This window comes from Faecalibacterium sp. An122, from assembly GCF_002160895.1.
Lineage (GTDB): Bacteria > Bacillota > Clostridia > Oscillospirales > Ruminococcaceae > Faecalibacterium.
Genome location: NZ_NFLL01000007.1, coordinates 1 through 17,308, shown reverse-complemented (window position 1 = coordinate 17,308; position 17,308 = coordinate 1). Strand labels below are relative to the sequence as shown.

At 63.4% G+C, this 17,308-nt stretch carries 12 protein-coding genes; 7 read left to right on the top strand and 5 right to left on the bottom strand.

Annotated elements, in window-relative coordinates:
- Window positions 1-225: 225 nt before the first annotated feature.
- The 5 genes from B5E67_RS06565 to B5E67_RS06545 form a co-directional block, all read right to left on the bottom strand.
- Complete coding sequence (locus B5E67_RS06565) at window positions 226-1,650, bottom strand: hypothetical protein (RefSeq protein WP_087384139.1); 1,425 nt, start codon at window positions 1,648-1,650, stop codon at window positions 226-228.
- Window positions 1,647-2,465: a carbohydrate-binding protein gene (locus B5E67_RS06560; protein WP_087247432.1), complete on the bottom strand. Its 819-nt coding sequence runs from the start codon at window positions 2,463-2,465 to the stop codon at window positions 1,647-1,649. Before B5E67_RS06560 ends, B5E67_RS06565 begins: the two co-directional genes overlap by 4 nt.
- Before the next feature lie 23 nt (window positions 2,466-2,488).
- Entirely contained in the window at window positions 2,489-4,285 is a 1,797-nt protein-coding gene (locus B5E67_RS06555; RefSeq protein ID WP_087384135.1) for a heparinase II/III family protein, read from the bottom strand.
- A gap of 84 nt (window positions 4,286-4,369) precedes the next feature.
- Window positions 4,370-5,632, bottom strand: a complete 1,263-nt coding sequence (locus B5E67_RS06550; protein WP_087368442.1) for a response regulator — start codon at window positions 5,630-5,632, stop codon at window positions 4,370-4,372.
- The gene (locus tag B5E67_RS06545; RefSeq protein ID WP_242956828.1) at window positions 5,610-7,424 is read right to left on the bottom strand and encodes a histidine kinase; all 1,815 of its coding nucleotides are present in this window, start codon (window positions 7,422-7,424) and stop codon (window positions 5,610-5,612) included. The genes B5E67_RS06550 and B5E67_RS06545 overlap by 23 nt, the downstream gene beginning before the upstream one ends.
- 302 nt (window positions 7,425-7,726) lie before the next feature.
- Between B5E67_RS06545 and B5E67_RS06540 the strand changes: the two genes are divergently transcribed.
- The 7 genes from B5E67_RS06540 to B5E67_RS06510 all read left to right on the top strand — a co-directional run bounded on the left by B5E67_RS06540 (window position 7,727) and on the right by B5E67_RS06510 (window position 17,297).
- Window positions 7,727-8,896 (top strand): MFS transporter, encoded by a 1,170-nt coding sequence (locus B5E67_RS06540; protein ID WP_087384133.1) that lies wholly within the window; start codon window positions 7,727-7,729, stop codon window positions 8,894-8,896.
- 265 nt (window positions 8,897-9,161) lie between these two features.
- Window positions 9,162-10,478, top strand: coding sequence for an extracellular solute-binding protein (locus B5E67_RS06535; RefSeq protein ID WP_087384131.1), 1,317 nt, complete (start codon window positions 9,162-9,164; stop codon window positions 10,476-10,478).
- 98 nt (window positions 10,479-10,576) lie between these two features.
- A complete protein-coding gene (locus tag B5E67_RS06530; protein WP_087247442.1) occupies window positions 10,577-11,506 on the top strand; it encodes a sugar ABC transporter permease in 930 nt (309 codons plus the stop codon).
- Window positions 11,507-11,521: 15 nt separating this feature from the next.
- Window positions 11,522-12,382, top strand: a complete 861-nt coding sequence (locus tag B5E67_RS06525; protein ID WP_087247444.1) for a carbohydrate ABC transporter permease — start codon at window positions 11,522-11,524, stop codon at window positions 12,380-12,382.
- 158 nt (window positions 12,383-12,540) lie between these two features.
- Window positions 12,541-13,701 carry a glycoside hydrolase family 88 protein gene (locus B5E67_RS06520; RefSeq protein ID WP_087247446.1) on the top strand — a complete coding sequence of 387 codons (1,161 nt, stop codon included), beginning with the start codon at window positions 12,541-12,543 and terminating at the stop codon, window positions 13,699-13,701.
- Window positions 13,702-13,800: 99 nt separating this feature from the next.
- On the top strand, window positions 13,801-15,597 hold the full coding sequence (gene uidA / locus B5E67_RS06515) for a beta-glucuronidase (RefSeq protein WP_087384128.1): 1,797 nt from the start codon (window positions 13,801-13,803) through the stop codon (window positions 15,595-15,597).
- Between the two features lie 14 nt (window positions 15,598-15,611).
- The gene (locus tag B5E67_RS06510) at window positions 15,612-17,297 is read left to right on the top strand and encodes a DUF2264 domain-containing protein (protein WP_087384126.1); all 1,686 of its coding nucleotides are present in this window, start codon (window positions 15,612-15,614) and stop codon (window positions 17,295-17,297) included.
- Window positions 17,298-17,308 lie beyond the last annotated feature (11 nt).

The following is a 17,308-nucleotide window of genomic DNA, read 5'->3' as shown; positions in this document are numbered from 1 at the left end:
GTCCGGGCCGGCGGGGTAATTTTTCCACAAGCGCACAAAATCTCGGTGGAAAACCTGCCGGCCGAAACGCCGCAAGAGGAGCGGCCCGGGCGGACCTCCCCTCTTTTACGCGTGTGATTTTCGGAGAATGGGGTCAGGGACCTGTTTCCTGACCGCGGCTTTATGATACCGCCGCGGCGGGGCAAATACAATCCCTTTTCCGCCCAAAATCATCAAGAAACCGACTTACGAGGCCGGATGGGTCAGCAGGTCCCACAGTCCGTCCGAGCTGTCCAGCACCGCGATCTGATAGTCGGCAAAGAGCTCCTGCACCGACTGACTGGTGGAGCCGTCGGCGGAGGTGTCGTAGCTGCCCAGATCGGCGCCGGCCAGGGTGGGAACGTCGGTCCAGGGGATGAGCTGTCCGGCCCAGTCGCTGCCCAAAGCCTCGCTCAGGGCGCCGTAGGCCTCCTCAAAGCCCTGGGGATCGGCCAGAATCCAGATGCCGCTGTCCCCGTTGGACAGGTCGGTGTTCATCCGGGTGGCGCCCGCCATCTGGCTGTTCATGTCGGTGAGGGAGGCATCGGCGCTCCAGGTGTAGACGTTGAGGCTCACCACCACCGCCCCGTCCCCGTTGCGGTCCACGCCGTAGCTCTCCAGCACCTGCTGGAGCTGGAGGGCGGAGGAATCGGGCAGGGTGTCGGGGGTGACCACCGCCACGTTGTAGTCGGGGTCAATGGTGGTGGTCAGGCCGTGAACCACATAGATCACCGCCACCACCAGCACCGCCGCAGCCGCCACCAGGCCCCAGTTGTAGTACCACCAGTTGGCCCGGGCCCGGGCTTTTTTCTGCTTTTCGGTCATGAGGGGGCCTTCCTCCTCGTCGTCGGCCGAGGGAGCGTGCTCCACGTCCAGGTCATAGATCTCCCGCAGCACCGGGAAGAAGATCTGCATGGCCACCAGCACCGGCAGCCAGAAGCCGAACAGCATGGCCCACAGGGTGCTGATGGGGAAAAACAGGATCAGGACCGCCACCCCCGCAAAGATGACGGCGCTGCCCCCCAGGGCCCGCCCGGGGGCATAGAGCATCATGTGTCCGGCGGTGCGCAGCAGGCTGCTTAGAGAGGTCTCCCTGGCGGGGGCGGCGGTCAGAGCCGCCACCGTCAGGCTGCCCGCCACCGCCAGCACCAGCATATCGAAGCCCAGGAACACCAGAATGGCGCTGCCGGGGTACTGGCCCGACTCCATCACCTCGAACAGGAAGGCCCAGACAAAGGACAGAGCCCCCAGCAGGGTGATGAGGATGGCGCCCACAGGCAGGGCGGCCTTCCACTTGGCGGAGATGGTCTGGCCCATCCGGGGCAGCCAGGGGGACGGATCGTTGCACAGGCTGCGGAGGGCGCAGTCGGCCATCACCAGAAGGCCGATGCCGGCCAGCATGCCGCCCAGCAGGCCCGCCAGAAGGGTCAGGGGGAAGTTCAGCAGGATGATGCCCAGAGACACCCCCAGCGCCGCCGGCAGCACCAGGGCGCAGACCAGAAAGTTGGTGGCGATCAGCTGGCCGAAGTCCCGGCCCAGAATCTGGAAGAACCGGGCCAGGCCCTTTTTCTCGGGCTCGTTGGGGTTTACGCCCCGGCCGTTGCCGCCGTAGAATGCGTCAAACCAGCTCATGCCTGCGCCTCCCCGCCCTCGGCGCCGGCCTCATAGCCCCAGGCCTCGATCTGGGTCAGGGCCGGGAAGGGCGACGGACCCTCGGCCTGGATCAGCTCGCTGAGCACCAGGCTGCGGACCCGGCGGGGCGGGAAGGTAATGCTCTGGGGTTTGGCGCTCTTGACCAGAGGGATTTCCAGCCGGGAACCGTCCGAGAAGGTGACGGTGGCCCGAATCCAGTAGTTGTCATGGGGAAAGTCGGCCCGCTCGGTGATCCGCAGCTCGTCCAGCACCACTTCCCGGCCAAAGTCCAGGGTCAGGGCCGCGTTGGGGTCCCGGTTGATGCCCCAGCTCTGGTAGGGATATTCCCCGTGGGAGCTGTTCTCAAAGATGCCGTCGATGGCGTTGCGGGCGGCAAACACCGCCTCGCCGCGGGTCTCCACGTTGGCCGAAGCATGGGGATAAAAACCGGTGTCCCCGTGCTCATCGTAGCAGTTGAAAGCCAGATTCCGGCGGACGGCCAGCTCCTCGGGCCGGGCCAGCCGGGCCCGGATCAGATGCCGGTTGCCCTGGAAGCTCTTGGGGGAATAGGTGATGGCCTGCTCCCCAAAGGGAATGTGGAAGTTGATCTCCCGGTTGACCACATACACCAGGGCCGGGTCCATGGTATCCTCCAGCTGGATGACGCAGAACTGGCCCGGGTGATCGATCTCCAATGCGATGCGGTCGCCGGGCTGGTAGGCGTTGGTGTAGACCAGAGATACCTCCTGATCGGCCCGGCAGGTCATCAGGGTATGGCCCGTCTGGTTCAGGACTTTCAGCTTGATGGTTTCCATGACAAAAACTCCTTTTCCTCTGCTCAGTTCAAATGTAAGATCAGCTTATTGTAGAAATACATGCTGATTTTCCAAATGGTATCAGGCCAGGCGGTGCGCAGCCGGGGATCGGTCACCGGCACCGGCTGGACCGTCAGCTCCACCCCGCTGCCGGGCTGGATCAGGCCCAGGCCCTCCAGGCTCAGGCCGCCGCCCCAGAGCTGGGGATGCAGCTGGGTCATGAGGGTCAGTTCCACTTCCCCGGGCCAGTCGGTCTCGTCCACCAGGGTGATTCCCTCCGGGGTGACCGACACCGTCCGCCGGTAATGGTTCAGCCCCTGGATGGGGGGATAGGCCCCCGACAGCTCGGCCGAAATGCTCCCCTCCCCGATCTGGATGTCCCGGGCGGCGTATTCTGCGCCAGGCAGCTGCATCACCCCGTCAAAGGTGGGCAGGTTGTGCCAGCCGCTCTGCATGGTCCAGATCTCGTACCGCTGGGGGCTGAAGGTCTTGCGGGTGTAGCTCTCCACGCCGATGTCAATCAGGAAGGGCCGCCCGTCCTTGTAGACGGTGATGCTGCCGGTGTCGTTGTGGTTGTGGCTGTCCCCGTTGGAGCCCATCTTGGCCCCCAGAACCCAGCTGCCCCGCCGGGCGGCAAAGACCCCCACGCTGGGGTACCACACGTCCCCGGCGGGGGCGGCGGGGGCGGGATGGCTTTCCAGCTCCCGCTGGGTGAAGGCGGTGAGAAGCCGGTACCACAGGTTGATCCGGCTGCTGGCGTCCTGGGCGGTGAGGTGGTCGGGGTCCGGGTCGGCCCGGAAATCCGACGCCGCCAGGGCCGCCAGAGAGGGGCTGCCCACCGCTTTGGCAAAGAGATATTCCCGGGCGCCGCAGCGGCCCGCCAGAGGGCTGCAGTCCCCGAAATTCAGGTAATAGGGCCCGTCCACATGGACGTTCAGGATGTACTCGGCAATGTTGCGGATTTTCTCCTCCCGGAACAGGGGCTCGAAGGCCTCGGGAGCGGCGCTGGACAGGATGTGCAGGGCGCCCCAGAGGGTCAAACCGGCGTGGCGGTAATATTGGGCGCCCTCGTTGCAGCAGCCGTCGGGGCCGTAGTCCTTCAAAAAGCAGTCCAGGCTGTAGGCGGCCTGACGGACGGCGGCCCGGCGCTCCTCCTGGCTGACATCGGGCAGCAGGAAGAAGCAGAGCAGCACGTTCTGGGTGCACCAGCTGGTCCAGTTGCACATGGGCTCATTGCCGTTGCCCATCCACCAGAAGTGATCCTGCAGGTAAGGGGTCAGAATCCGGTTCCGGACCTCCTGTTCGATGCGGGTGGTGAGGCCGGGATAGGCTTTTTCCAGCTCAGGCCCCAGCAAGAAGTGGACGGTGGCCAGCAGGGCCCCGGCCTCGGCCGCAAACAGGTCGATGAGGGGCCGGGCGGTGTCGGGCAGGGGCAGCTGGGGGGTGTCCCGGACGTAGGAGTTGTGGGCCGGCAGCTGCCAGGCGCTCTCCTCGCAGATGGCCCAAATGGTGTCGGCGATGGCGTCCAGGTAGCGGCCCCGGTACTCCACACACTCGGCGCAGACCAGGGCGCACAGCCGGGCCCGGCGGGAGAAGGTGGCCTCCTCCCAGTCGGCCCGCCGTCCGCTGCGGATAAAGTCCAGCCAGAGGGTCAGGGGCATGGGGGCAATGGACCGGGCCGCCTCGGCCTCGCCGGCGTCCAGAAGGCGCTGGCGGGCGGTGTCGGGCAGGGATTCCCAGTCCGCCCGCTGACAGGCCGGAGGGCAGGGCCGGAAGGCGGGCAGCACCGCCGGCAGAAGGGGTAGTCTTTCGGTAAACATGGAACATCTCCTATCATGGATGACAGACAAGGAAACAGAGCGGACAACGCCCCTCTCCCCTGCGCCCGGTGACGGCGCGGGGCGCTACAGTTTCTGCTGGTATTCCCGGGGGCTGAGGCCGGTGGCCTTTTTAAAGACCTTGGAGAAGTAGAAGGAGCTCTCAAAACCCAGTTCCTCGGCGATCTCGTAGATCTTTTTATCCCCTTTTTCCAGCATTTCCTTGGCGGCAGCCACCCGGGCCTCGGTGATGTACTCCACAAAGCCGCCGCCGTACTTGCCGAACAGCTGGCTGAGGTAGCCGGGGGAAAAGCTGAACACGGCGGCAACGTCCGCCAGGGTCAGTTTTTCGGACAGATGGTCCCGGATGTAGGCCTTGACCTGGGCGACGGTCTGCAGCTTGGATGCGCTGGCGTCGCTGTCCATGTCCTCGGCAAAGAGGATGGGTTCGCTGTCCGACAAAAGAAGCCGGAGGGTATCCAGCTCGCGGCAGCGGCGGGGCAGGCCCAGCGGTGCAGCGGCGGGCCGCCCCACGGCCCACAGGAGCCGGGCGGAAAAGTAATTGTAGAGAATCTGGCTGGCCTTTTTCAGCAGCGGCTCCAGAAAGGCCTTCACGTCCCGACCCTGTTCCTCGGTGAGGCTGAACAGGGCGCTGAAATGCAGCACGTCGGTGCCGGTGGCGTGGACCGGCAGATAGTTCTGGAGGGTGGTTTCCAGCATCCGGCAGCAGGCCAGATTCAGCTTGAGCTGCTGCTCGGTGGTCATGGCGGCGTTGGCGGGCAGAATCTCGCCCCAGGCCGCAATCAGACAGGGCTGGTCCAGGTGCAGGTCCAGCCCCTTCATCTCCTGCTGCAGATGGGCCTCGTCAGGGATCAGGCCCGCATACAGCCGGATCAAAAACCGGTCCTGCAGGGTCCGCAGCCCTTCCTCCATCTCGCTTTTGCTGGGCATCTGGCCGGTGAGGGCCCGCTCTTTCTTCACCTTTTCGCTGGCCCGCTCCAGCGCGCCGCACAGGCTGGTGGGGGTCAGGTCCATCTTGACCAGATAGTCCACCACCCCGGCCTCAATGGCCCGCCGGGCATAGCTGAAATCCTCCGAGCTGGTGAGCATGATGAACACCGGCAGAGGGCCTTTTTCGTGGCAGGTATGGGCCAGAGACAGCCCGTCCATCACCGGCATCTTGACGTCGGCGATGACGATGTCGGGCTTTTCCCGCTCGATGGCTTCCAGGGCCAGTTTGCCGTTGCGGGCGGTGCCGCAGATGGTGTAGCCCTGCTTTTCCCATTCCAGCATCCCCTGCAGGCCGATCAGGACCAGGGGCTCGTCGTCAGCCAGTAGGATCCGCAGCATGGGTCGTTTCTCCTTCCTCTTTGGGGTGATAGGGCAGGCGGATGGTCACCGCCGTGCCCACGTCGGGTTCGCTCTCCACCGTCAGGCCGTAGTTTCTGCCGAAGGAGTATTGCAGCCGCCGGTGGACGTTCCACAGGCCCACATGGCGGATTTTGTCCTGGGCGGCGGCCTGGTCGGAGGGCTCGTCCAGCAGATGGGCCACCTGTTCCGGGGGCATTCCCACCCCGTCGTCGGTCATGGTGACCAGAACATCCCCGTTGTCGGGGCTGATGTGAATTTCAATCAGTACGCTGCCAAAGCCGCCCTTGGGCTCCAGACCGTGAAAGATGGCGTTTTCCGCCAGGGGCTGGAGGGTGAACCGGGGGATCATGCAGTCCCGGCAGATGGCTTCGTTGTCGATGTGGGACACCTCAATCTGCAAATCCCCGCCATAGCGGTACTGCTGGATGGTGAAATAATCGTTCAGCAGGGCCAGCTCGTCCTGGAGCGGCACCAGTTTTTCGGTGCTCTTGGAAACGCTCTTGGTGAGCCGGGCGAAGGCGGTGACCATCTCGGCGATGCCGGTGGCGTTCTGGATGGTGGCCATCCACCGGATGGAGTTGAGGGTGTTGTAGATAAAATGGGGGTTGATCTCGGTTTGCAGCATCTGGTATTCCAGGTCCTGCTTCCGCTTTTGATCTTCCAGGCGGCGGGCCAGCAGGCCCTCCACGTTGCCGGCCAGGTGGTTGATGCCCCGGCCGATGTCGCCCAGCTCGTTGGACCACTCGATGGAGTGGTCAATGGTGAAATTGCCCTCGCTGATCCGGTCCAGCCGCTGGCGGAGGGCCGCCACCGGCCGGGTGATGACCGAATCCAGCCACCGCAGCAGCAAAGCATCCATCAGCCACAGCAGCAGAATGCCCAGGCCGATCAGGAGCAGATAAATCATCCGCTGGTTCAGGAAGGTGCTCTCGGGGAACAGCTGAATCAGCTGGGCGTCCCAGCCATCCAGAGGCACCACCACCGACAGAAACGCCCGGTTGTTCCGCATGACGCGGAATACCTGGGTGTCGGGGCTGGCTAGCCCGGCGGCCCGGTAGGGCTCGGTGTCCAGGCCGTGTTCCACCGGGGTGAGGATGTGGCCGTCCATCCGCCAGAGCTGACCTCCCATTTGCCAGTAGAGGACGCCTCCCTCGGGCATGATGTAGTCGTCGGCGGCGCTGGTGATGACGGCGGTGTCCAGGCCCAGATAAATCCACCCGATGGAGTGGGTCTCGGTGCTGGGGCGAATCTGCTGGCGCAGCACCAGACAGGTGGGGTGAGAGGGCAGCAGGGGGTCCAGGGCAAAGGTGAGCCGGTTCTCCGGGCCCAGGAACATGGTCAAAGTGCCGGCGTTGAGGCTGGCGGAACTGGTCAGGTTGCCCAGCTGAAGAAACCGGTCGGTGCCGTTGGTGACGAAAAACCGGGTGATCTGGGTCTGGATGGGACTGGACAGATACCGGTCGGAAAAGGTGTCGTAGGCGGAGGTAGTGAGCTGGCCGGTCATCTCGGTGGTGGTGAGATAGCGGCGGAGGGTGCTGTCGGTGGATGCCCAGTTCAGCAGGTTGTCGGCGTTGTTCAGCTTGGCCTCCACCGAGGTGGCCATCTGCATCAGGTTGAATTCCACCGAGCGCAGGGTGTTGCTGCGGATATAGGAGTCGGACAGAGCAAACAGCACGATGCCCAGCAGCAGGCTCACCACCGCGGTGAACATCTGGGTGCCCAGGACAATCTGGCGCCGCAGGGTCATTCTGCGGATGAAATCGAAGCTCATGGCCCTCCCCCTTTCCGGCCTGCGCAGCGGTGCGCGATTCAGGATACAACACTTATAAAGTAACGTTTTTTGGGTGGATTGTCAACCGTCCGCCGCCGCTTGTGCAGACGGGCCTTTTGTGTTATACTGGCCTTACTTTACCAGCCTGTGAAAGGAACTGCTGCAAGATGAAACGGTTGACTCGTCCTTAAACATATCCAAACCGTCCGGTGTGCCCCGTCCAGGGGTACGCCCTGGGGCGTGCTGTGCCCTGCCCCGGGAAAACGCTGTTTTTCTGAACGTTTGATGTGAGGTACGAGAAAATGAAATCGTTTATCTGCCCAGGCCGTCCGCTGGACGGTCTGACGGTCATGTCCTTTTTGAACGGGCTGGTCTTTTTTGGCCCTGTTTCCCTGCTGGTGCGCACCACCGCAGGGGTGAGCGTCAGCCAGTTCTTTCTGCTGCAGGCGGCCTTGTCCCTGGCGGTCCTGCTGAGCGAGGTGCCCTCGGGCCGCCTCACCGACCGGATCGGCTGCCGCCGGTCCATCCTGCTGTATGAGTTTCTGTTTGTGATGGCCCGGGTGCTGCTGCTGACGGCCTTTCTCACCCGGTCCCTGCCCTTGTTCTGGCTGGAAGCCATGGTGGAAGGAGCAGCCCTCAGCTTTGAGTCGGGCACCCTCAGCGCCTATCTCTACGGCACCCTGCCGCCGGAACGGTATCTGACCAGCACCGCCCGGGTGCGGAACCTGGAAACCGCCGGCTTTGTGGTCAGCACCCTGTGCTATGCGGGCCTGTACGCTGTGGGGGGTATTCCCGTCCTGCTGGCGGCCAGCGTCCTCACCAGTTTTCTGGCCTGGCTGGCCTCCTTTTCCCTGCCGCCGCTGCCGGTGCAGCGCCGCCCGCCCCGGACCGAAACCGCACCCCGGCCCGGCCTGGCCCATATGGTGCTGACCCGGCGGGCCCTGGCCCTGATTGCCGCCCTGGCGGCCTTGAACATGGGTCAGATTCTGGTGAATTTCTTCTACGCCGACAAGCTGCTGGCCTGCGGGGCCCGGGCCGAATGGCTCACGGCCATCATTCTGGGGTATTCGGTGATTCAGATGCTGTCGGGGCCGCTGCTGGACCGGCTCAAGCCGGAACACACCCTGCAGGCCCTGGCGGGGCTGTTTGTGCTGGCGGGGGCCGGCATGGCGGTTCTGGGCCTCGTAGACCGGACCCTCCCGGCGGTGGCCCTGATGCTGACTCTGCCCTTGCTGCTGCGGATGCCCGGCTGCATCCTGGAAAAATTCCAGAACAACCTGGTGGACGCCGCCGGCCAGGAGGAACGCCGGGCCGAAGCCCTCTCGCTGTTCAATATGAGCGGCAGCGTCTTTGAGGTGATGTTTTTGGTGGGGTCCTCGGCGGTGGCCGCCGCGGGCCCGGCGGCCTGCTTTGGGGCGGCGGGGCTGCTGCTGGCGGCATCCGGCTGGGCAGCGTATAAAATCCTGTCCTGATCGCCGGAGAACCCTTGTGTATATAGTACTGAAAAAATCGAATACAGCAACAAATTTTTGTGCAAAAATGGATTAATTGCATCTTTGAGTTTAAGATATTGCATCTTTTCTGGAAAAAATAAAAAAATTACAGACGCTTTTTTGGATTTTCCATTCCGAAAAGGGACAGGCGGGCTTATAGTATAAACAAGGAAAGCGGACCCGCCGACACGGGGCGGGACGCTGCATCGAAGAAGAAAGAGAAGATTTCCAGGAGGCAAAGATCATGAGAAAGATTTCCCGCCGTTCGTTCCTGCAGGCCGCCGCTGTGGTGGCCGGCACCACCGCTCTGGCCGCCTGCGGCAGCTCCAGCTCCAGCTCCACCGCCGCATCCACTGCTGCATCCACCGCTTCGTCTGCTGCCGAAGGCACCACCAACCTGGTCTGGACCATCTGGGATCTGGAGTCCACCGCTTACTGGAAGGCCATGGCTGACGGCTACATGGCTACCCACCCCAACGTCACCATCGAGATGCTGGACCTGGGCTCCACCGATTACATGACCGTTCTGGCCACCCAGCTGGCCGGCGGCGCCGACATCGACGTCCTGAGCATTAAGGACATCCCCGGCTACGCCAACCTGATCAACCTGGATTACCTGGCACCCATGAACGACGTGCTGACCCGTGACACCGCCGACTTCAACGGCACCATCGAGCAGCTGACCACCGACGACGGCAACTTCTACGCCGTTCCCTTCCGCAATGACTTCTGGGTCCTGTTCTACAACAAGGATCTGTTCGACGCCGCCGGCGTTCCCTATCCCGCCAACGACCTGCCCATGGAGGAGTACGACGCTCTGGCCCGTCAGATGACCAGCGGCGAGGGCGACGCCAAGGTTTACGGCTGCCACTACCACACCTGGCGCTCCTGCGTGTCCCTGTTCTCCATCCTGGACGGCGAGAACACCATCGTGGACGGCACCTATGACTTCATGAAGCCCACCTACGACCTGGTCCTGGCTCAGCAGAACGACGGCATCTGCATGGACTACGGCTACCTGAAGACCTCCTCCCTGCACTACTCGGCCGCTTTCGAGAACCAGCAGTGCGCTCTGCTGCCCATGGGCAGCTGGTTCATCGCCACCCTGCAGACCTATATGGCCGAGGCCGAGACTCCGTTCAACTGGGGCATGGTCAAGTATCCTCACCCCGCCAACGCTCCTGCCGGCTCCACCCTGGGCACCGTGACCTCTCTGGCCATCAACGTGGATTCCGCCAAGGCTGAGGCTGCTGCCGACTTCATCAACTGGTGTGTCTCGGATGAGGGCGCCAAGGTCATCGCTGAGACCGGCACCTTCCCCGCCTGCGGCTCCGAGGAGACCAACGCCATCATCCGCGCCACCGAGGGCTTCCCTGCCGACGACGCTTCCGCCGAGGCTCTGAACACCGTGGCCGTCTACCTGGAGATGCCCTACACCCAGTATGCTTCCGATATTGAGACCATCCTCAACACCGAGCACGACGCCATCATGACCCTGAGCGAGACCGTCGACGAAGGCATTCAGAACATGAATGATCAGGTCTCGGTCATCCTGGCCTAATTTCTCGCTGAGCGCCCTATCTTTTGTACCGGCGCGGGGCGGGCTGCCTGCCCGCCCCGCTTTTTTGTGAGGATTGTTTGGAAAGGAGGAGTTTCCCTATGGCAAATCCTGCCGCGTCAACCGTCAAGGCGGATAAGCCTCCCCGCAAGGCCCTGAAGAAATCGGTTCGGGACACCCTGACCGCTTACACCTTCATTGCCCCCAACTTCATCGGTTTCTGCGTGTTCACTCTGGTGCCGATGGTCTTCGCCATCGCCCTGGCCTTCTGCTCCTGGGACGGCCGCCACGCCATTGAGTTTGTGGGCCTGAGCAACTTCATCAAGCTGTTCAAGACCGACAAGATCTTCCAGGCCGCCCTGGTGAACACCATCGTCTACGTTCTGGGCACGGTGCCCCTGACCCTGGTGTGCAGCCTGGCCATGGCGGTCCTGCTGAACCAGAATGTCCGCCTGCGCAACTTCTTCCGCACGGTGGCCTTCTTCCCCTACGTCGCATCGCTGGTGGCGGTGGCTGCGGTCTGGAACATGATTTTCAACCCTGCCATGGGCCCCATCAACTCCCTGCTGGCCGCGCTGGGCGTGGAGAACCTGCCCCGCTGGGCCGCCGGCAAAGAGACCGCCATGCTGACCGTCATCCTGTTCAGCGTCTGGAAGAACATGGGCTACTACATGGTCATCTACCTGGCGGGCCTCCAGGGCTGCAACCCTGACCTGAACGAGGCCGCCGAGCTGGACGGCGCCAACCGCTGGCAGCAGTTCTGGCACATCACCCTGCCCCAGCTGCGTCCCACCACCTTCTTCGTGGTCATCATGCTGACCATCTCGGGCTTCAAGGTGTACGACCAGATGTACATGATCACCCAGGGCGGTCCCGGCAACGCCACCATGACCCTGGTGTATTACATCTACAATGTGGCCTTTGTCAACACGCCCAAATACGGCTACGCCAGCGCCATCGCCATGGTTCTGTTTGTCCTGGTGCTGATCGTGACCATCGTCCAGTTCCGCGGCTCCCGCGGCGAAAACTGAGAAAGGAGGAGCACCATGGCTGTATCTGCAATCAAAGATCATGCCTCCCAGAAGCGGCGCAACGCCATCATGCGGTTCATGATCTATTTCTTCCTCATCGTCATCACCGCCTTCATGCTGATGCCCTTCCTGTGGATGCTGTCCTCCTCCTTCAAGGAGAACAAGGACGTGTTCGGCTTCCCCATCCAGTGGATTCCCGCCAATCCCCGCTGGCAGAACTATGTGGACATCTGGACCGAGATCCCCCTGCTGACCTTCATCAAGAACACCGCCAAGATTACCATCGTGGTCACCCTGCTGCAGCTGTTCACCTCGTCTTTTGCGGCCTATGCCTTTGCCAAAATGCAGTTCAAGGGCAAGAATGTGCTGTTCCTGGGCTACATCGCCACCATCGCGGTGCCCTGGCAGGCCTACATGGTGCCTCAGTTCATGATGATGAGCTCCTGGGGCCTCAACAACACCCATCTGGCCATTATGTGCCTGCAGGCCTTCAGCGCCTTCGGCGTGTTCCTGATGAAACAGTTCTATGAGGGCGTGCCCAGCGAGCTGTGCGAGGCCGCCCGCATCGACGGCCTGACCGAATACGGCATCTGGTGGCACATCATGCTGCCCCTGAGCCTGCCGGCTCTGTCCACCCTGACCATCTTCACCTTCGTCAACACCTGGAACGACTTCCTGGGACCCCTGATCTACCTGACCCGCACCGAACTGAAGACCATCCAGATCGGCCTGCGCATGTTCATCTCCCAGTACTCGGCTGAGTACGGCCTGATTATGGCCGCCTCGGTGGTGGTGCTGATCCCGGTGCTGATCGTGTTCCTGTCCCTGCAGAAGTACTTCGTCCAGGGCGTGGCTTCCTCGGGCATCAAGGGCTGATCGCTTATCCCAAACTGAATCAGGCTTTTTACAGCCGGCGCCTGCCGGAAAGCAGGCTGGATTCCCATTGTTTCGTGGGCGGGGCCGGGGCTTTTTGCCCGGCCCCGCTTTTTGGTGTATACTGGAACCAAACTTTTTCAAGGAGGCTTTGTCACCTTATGAAAACCTTCCCCAACCGTGTTTTGTCCGACGCCGAGGCCCGGGAGGCCCTGGCCGCGGCCTGCCGTCAGGTGGAGGCCAATCTCCCTCTCTACACCTGGCAGTGCCAGAATCATTCCAGCGTCAACAACATCTACCCCGGCTGCCCCAACAACCAGTGGACCTGCGGCTTCTGGCCGGGAGAAATCTGGCTGGCCTATGAGGCCACCGGCAATGAAGCGTTCAAACAGGCGGCCCTGATCCAGGTGGACAGCTTCGCCGACCGCATCCGCCGCAAGGTGGAGGTGGACCACCACGACATGGGCTTTTTGTACAGCCCCACCTGCGTGGCGGCCTGGAAGCTGGTGGGCAGCGAAAAGGGCCGTGACGCCGCCGTGGCGGCCGCCGACCAGCTGCTGACCCGCTATCAGCCCAGCGGCAAATTCCTGCAGGCCTGGGGCACCATGGACGACCCCGACAACTACCGCTACATCATCGACTGCATGCTCAACGTGCCCCTGCTGTACTGGGCCACCGAGACCACCGGCGACGACAAATACCGGGCCATTGCGGCGGCCCACACCGCCACCTGCCTGGCCAACTCCTTCCGGGAGGACGGCAGCACCTACCACACCTTCTACATGAACCCCGACGGCACCCCCAAGGGCGGCCGCACCTGCCAGGGCTACCGGGACGACAGTTTCTGGGCCCGGGGCCAGGCCTGGGGCGTCTACGGCAGCGCCATCGGCTACACCTACACCCACGATGAAAAATTCCTGGATGTGTTCCGCCGGGCCCTGGACTTCTACCTGTCCCGCCTGCCCGAGGACCTGATCCCCTGCTGGGATATGATTTTCGCCCCCGACAGCGGCGAACCCCGCGACTCCTCCTCGGCGGCCATCGTGGCCTGCGGCCTGCTGGAGGCTGCCAAGTATGTGGAGCCCGCCGAGGCCGAGAGCTGGCGGACCCTGGCCCGCCAGATGCTGGCCTCCCTCTACGACCACTACGCCGTCCGCACCGCCACCCTGGGTTCGGGCCAGCTGCTCCATGGCACCTACAGCAAAAAGAGCCCCTACAACACCTGCACCCCCGAGGGCGTGGACGAGTGCACCAGCTGGGGCGATTACTTCTACATGGAGGCCCTCACCCGCCTGACCAAGGACTGGGAGATGTACTGGTAAGAAACGTCCGGGGGAATTCGATTTCCCCCGCTGGGCCCGGGCCGCAGCCACAGAGCATCCGGCCCGGACAGATCACCCGTTTGGATGGGAGGAACAACCATGCTTTATCCTCAGCAGAACGCCGCGCGGCTCACCCTGAGCCTGGACGGCATCTGGAACTTTGCCCTGGACCACGGCGACCCCGCCGCCCCCAGCCTGGACCCGGCTTCGGCCCTGCCCGGCGCCGAGACGGTGGCGGTGCCCGCCAGCTTCAACGATCAGAAGCCCGACCGCGCCTGGCGGGATCATTACGGCTGGGTGTATTATCAGCGCACCGTCACCCTGCCCCGCAGCTGCGCCGGTCAGCGGGTGGTGCTGCGGTTCGGCTCGGTGACCCACCAGGCCAAGGTCTGGCTGGATGGCCAGCTCATTGCCGAGCACCGGGGCGGCTTTTTGCCCTTTGAGGCCGACGTCACCGGCCGTCTGGCCCCCGGTGCCACCGCCCTGCTGACGGTGGCCGCCGACAACCGGGTGAACCGCAACACCCTGCCGGTGGGCAACGAGCCGGGCGAAATCGCCTTCTTTGGCTCGGACAACGCCGGCATTCCCTCGGTGGAACACGCCAAGGCCAACGCCAAGCCCATGAACCGCCCCAACTTCGATTTCTTCAACTATGCCGGCATCCAGCGCCCGGTGACCCTCTACACCACCCCCAGGGCCTACATCGCCGACATCACCCTGGTGCCCCACTGCGACGGCCGGGTGGACTATCGGGTGGACACGGTGGGCGAGGGCAGCGTCTCGGTGGAGATTCTGGACCCGGCGGGCAAGCCGGTGGCCGCCGCCCAGGGGGCCGCAGGCAGCGTCACGGTGCCCGATCCCCAGCTGTGGGAACCCTGGCCCGGCACTCCTGCCCTCTACACCGCCCGGGTGACCTTTGGGGAGGACTGCTACGACGAGACCTTCGGCATCCGTGAGGTGAAGGTGGAGGGAACCAAACTTCTGCTCAACGGCAGGCCGGTCTACCTCAAGGGCTTCGGCAAGCACGAGGACAGCGCCCTCCATGGCCGCGGCCTCAACCAGGTGGCCAACGTCACCGACCTGCACTATATGCACTGGTTCGGGGCCAACTCCCTGCGCACCAGCCACTACCCCTACGCCGAGGAATTCTACGCCCTGTGCGACCGGGAGGGCATTCTGGTCATCGACGAGACCCCGGCGGTGGGCATCAACGGCGCATCCCGGGACCCCTACAAGAACGATCTCCTGGCCGCCCATCACCGCCAGGTGCTGGACGAGATGATTGCCCGGGACAAGAACCATCCCTGCGTCATCCTGTGGAGCCTGGGCAACGAGCCCGACCTGGAACACTATCCTGAGTCGGCCCTGGAATACTGGCACGCCCTCTATGAGCAGGCCCATGCCCAGGATCCCCAGGACCGTCCCGTCACCCTGGTGTGCTGCCAGAACGACTACACCAAGGACATAACCACCCGCACCATGGACGTGGTCTGCATCAACCGGTACTATGGCTGGTACAACCTGTCGGGCGACCTGGACGCCGCCTGCGCCGGCCTCAACGAGGAACTGGACTTCTGGGCGGGCATGGGCAAGCCGGTGGCCATCACCGAATACGGCGCCGACACCGTCAACGGCCTCCATGACGCCTGCGGCGGAATGTTCAGCGAGGAGTACCAGGCGGAATACTATCAGCGGATGGGGGAAGAATTTGACAAGAGGGATTTCTTCATCGGAGAGATGCCCTGGAACTTCGCCGACTTTGCCACCATTCAGGGCCCCATGCGGGTGGGCGGCAACCGCAAGGGCCTGCTGACCCGGGACCGCCGCCCCAAGCTGGCAGCCCACACCCTGCGCCGCCGCTGGACGGCCATCCCCAACTTTGACTACAAGAAATAAAAGAGGAAACAGCCATGGAACTTTCCACCAAACAGGATTTTCAGGCGCTGATGCACCTGTTTCTTGACCCCCTGAAACCCTATTATTCCGAGGGCAAAGCCCGGCTTCACCTGGGAGAAACCGGCGTGACCTACGGTCAGGCCGCCATCGAGCTGGAGGCCTTCAGCCGGCCTCTGTGGGCTCTGGTGCCCTTCTGGGTGGGAGGCGGCTCCGACCCGGAATTTGAGGAGATCTACCGCCGCGGCCTGGCCGCCGGCTCCGACCCCGAAAACCCCGAGTACTGGGGCGAGTGCGGAGACTACGACCAGTGCTTTGTGGAGATGGCGGCCATCGCCTGCGGCCTGCTGACCGCCCCCGAAAAGCTGTGGGACCCCCTGTCCGACACCGAGAAGCAGAATCTGGCCCGGTGGCTGGAACAGATCAACCACCACGTCATCCCCGAGTGCAACTGGCAGTTTTTCATGATTCTGGTGAACCTGGCCCTGAAAAAGTGCGGGATGCCCTACGACCCCGAGAATCTGGCCCGGGGCCTGGCGCGGATTGACAGCTACTACAGCGGAGACGGCTGGTCCACCGACGGCGCCAGCCCCCAGAAGGACTACTATATCCCCTGGGCCATCCAGTACTACGGCATCCTCTACGCCAAGTTTGCCGCCGACACCGACCCCGAGCGGGCGGCCCTCTACCGCAGCCGGGCCGAGCTGTTTGCCAAGCAGTTCATCTACTGGTTTGACGACAACGGCGCAGCCCTGCCCTATGGCCGCAGCCTGAGCTATCGGTTTGCCCAGTGCTGTTTCTGGTCGGCCTGCGTCTGGGCCGGTCTGGAACCCTTCCCTCTGGGCGTCATGAAGGGCCTGATCGCCCGGAACTTCAACTGGTGGCTGAATCAGAAGATGTTCGACCGGGACGGCATCCTGACCATCGGCTACTGCTATCCCCAGATGTATATGGCCGAGCGGTACAACGCCCCCGGCAGTCCCTACTGGGGTATGAAGTGCTTTATCCTGCTGGCCCTGCCCGATGGCCATCCCTTCTGGACCGCCGAGGCCCTGCCTGTGCCCCAGCTGGACGCCCTCAAGCCCATGCCCCACGCCAATATGCTGGTGGCCCGCTCGGAGGGCCGTGTGACGGCCTATCCCGCCGGCGTCAACGAGGGTCACGGCCACGGCCAGTTCCCTGAGAAATACGCCAAATTCGCCTACGACACCCGGTTCGGCTTCTGCGCTTCCCGCAGCCGTGAGGTGATCTACCAGGCCGCCCCCGACAGCATGCTGGCCTTTGTCATCGACGACAATGTCTTTGTCCGGAAGGTGTCCATCTCCCACGAAATCCGTGAGGACCGGGTGGTGAGCCGCTGGTCCCCCTTCCCGGGCATCGAGGTGACCACCACCATCTTGCCCACCGCAACCGGCCACATCCGCCGCCATGAGATCGACAGCGCTTACGACTGCGAGGCCTATGACTGCGGCTTTGCGGTGCCCCGGTTCGCCTCCGGCTATCTGGAGTCCACAGCGAACGGCGCAGCCACCGCCCGCAACGCATCGGTGTCCTGCACCGTGTCGGGCAGCGGCGAGGGGACCGTCATCAAGTGCGACCCCAACGTCAGCCTGTATTCCACCAACGTCTCCCTGCCGGCGGTGCGGTACGTCATCCCCAAGGGCCACTCCTCCATCGAGACCGAGGTAAAGGCCCAGGCCTGATACAACCCGCC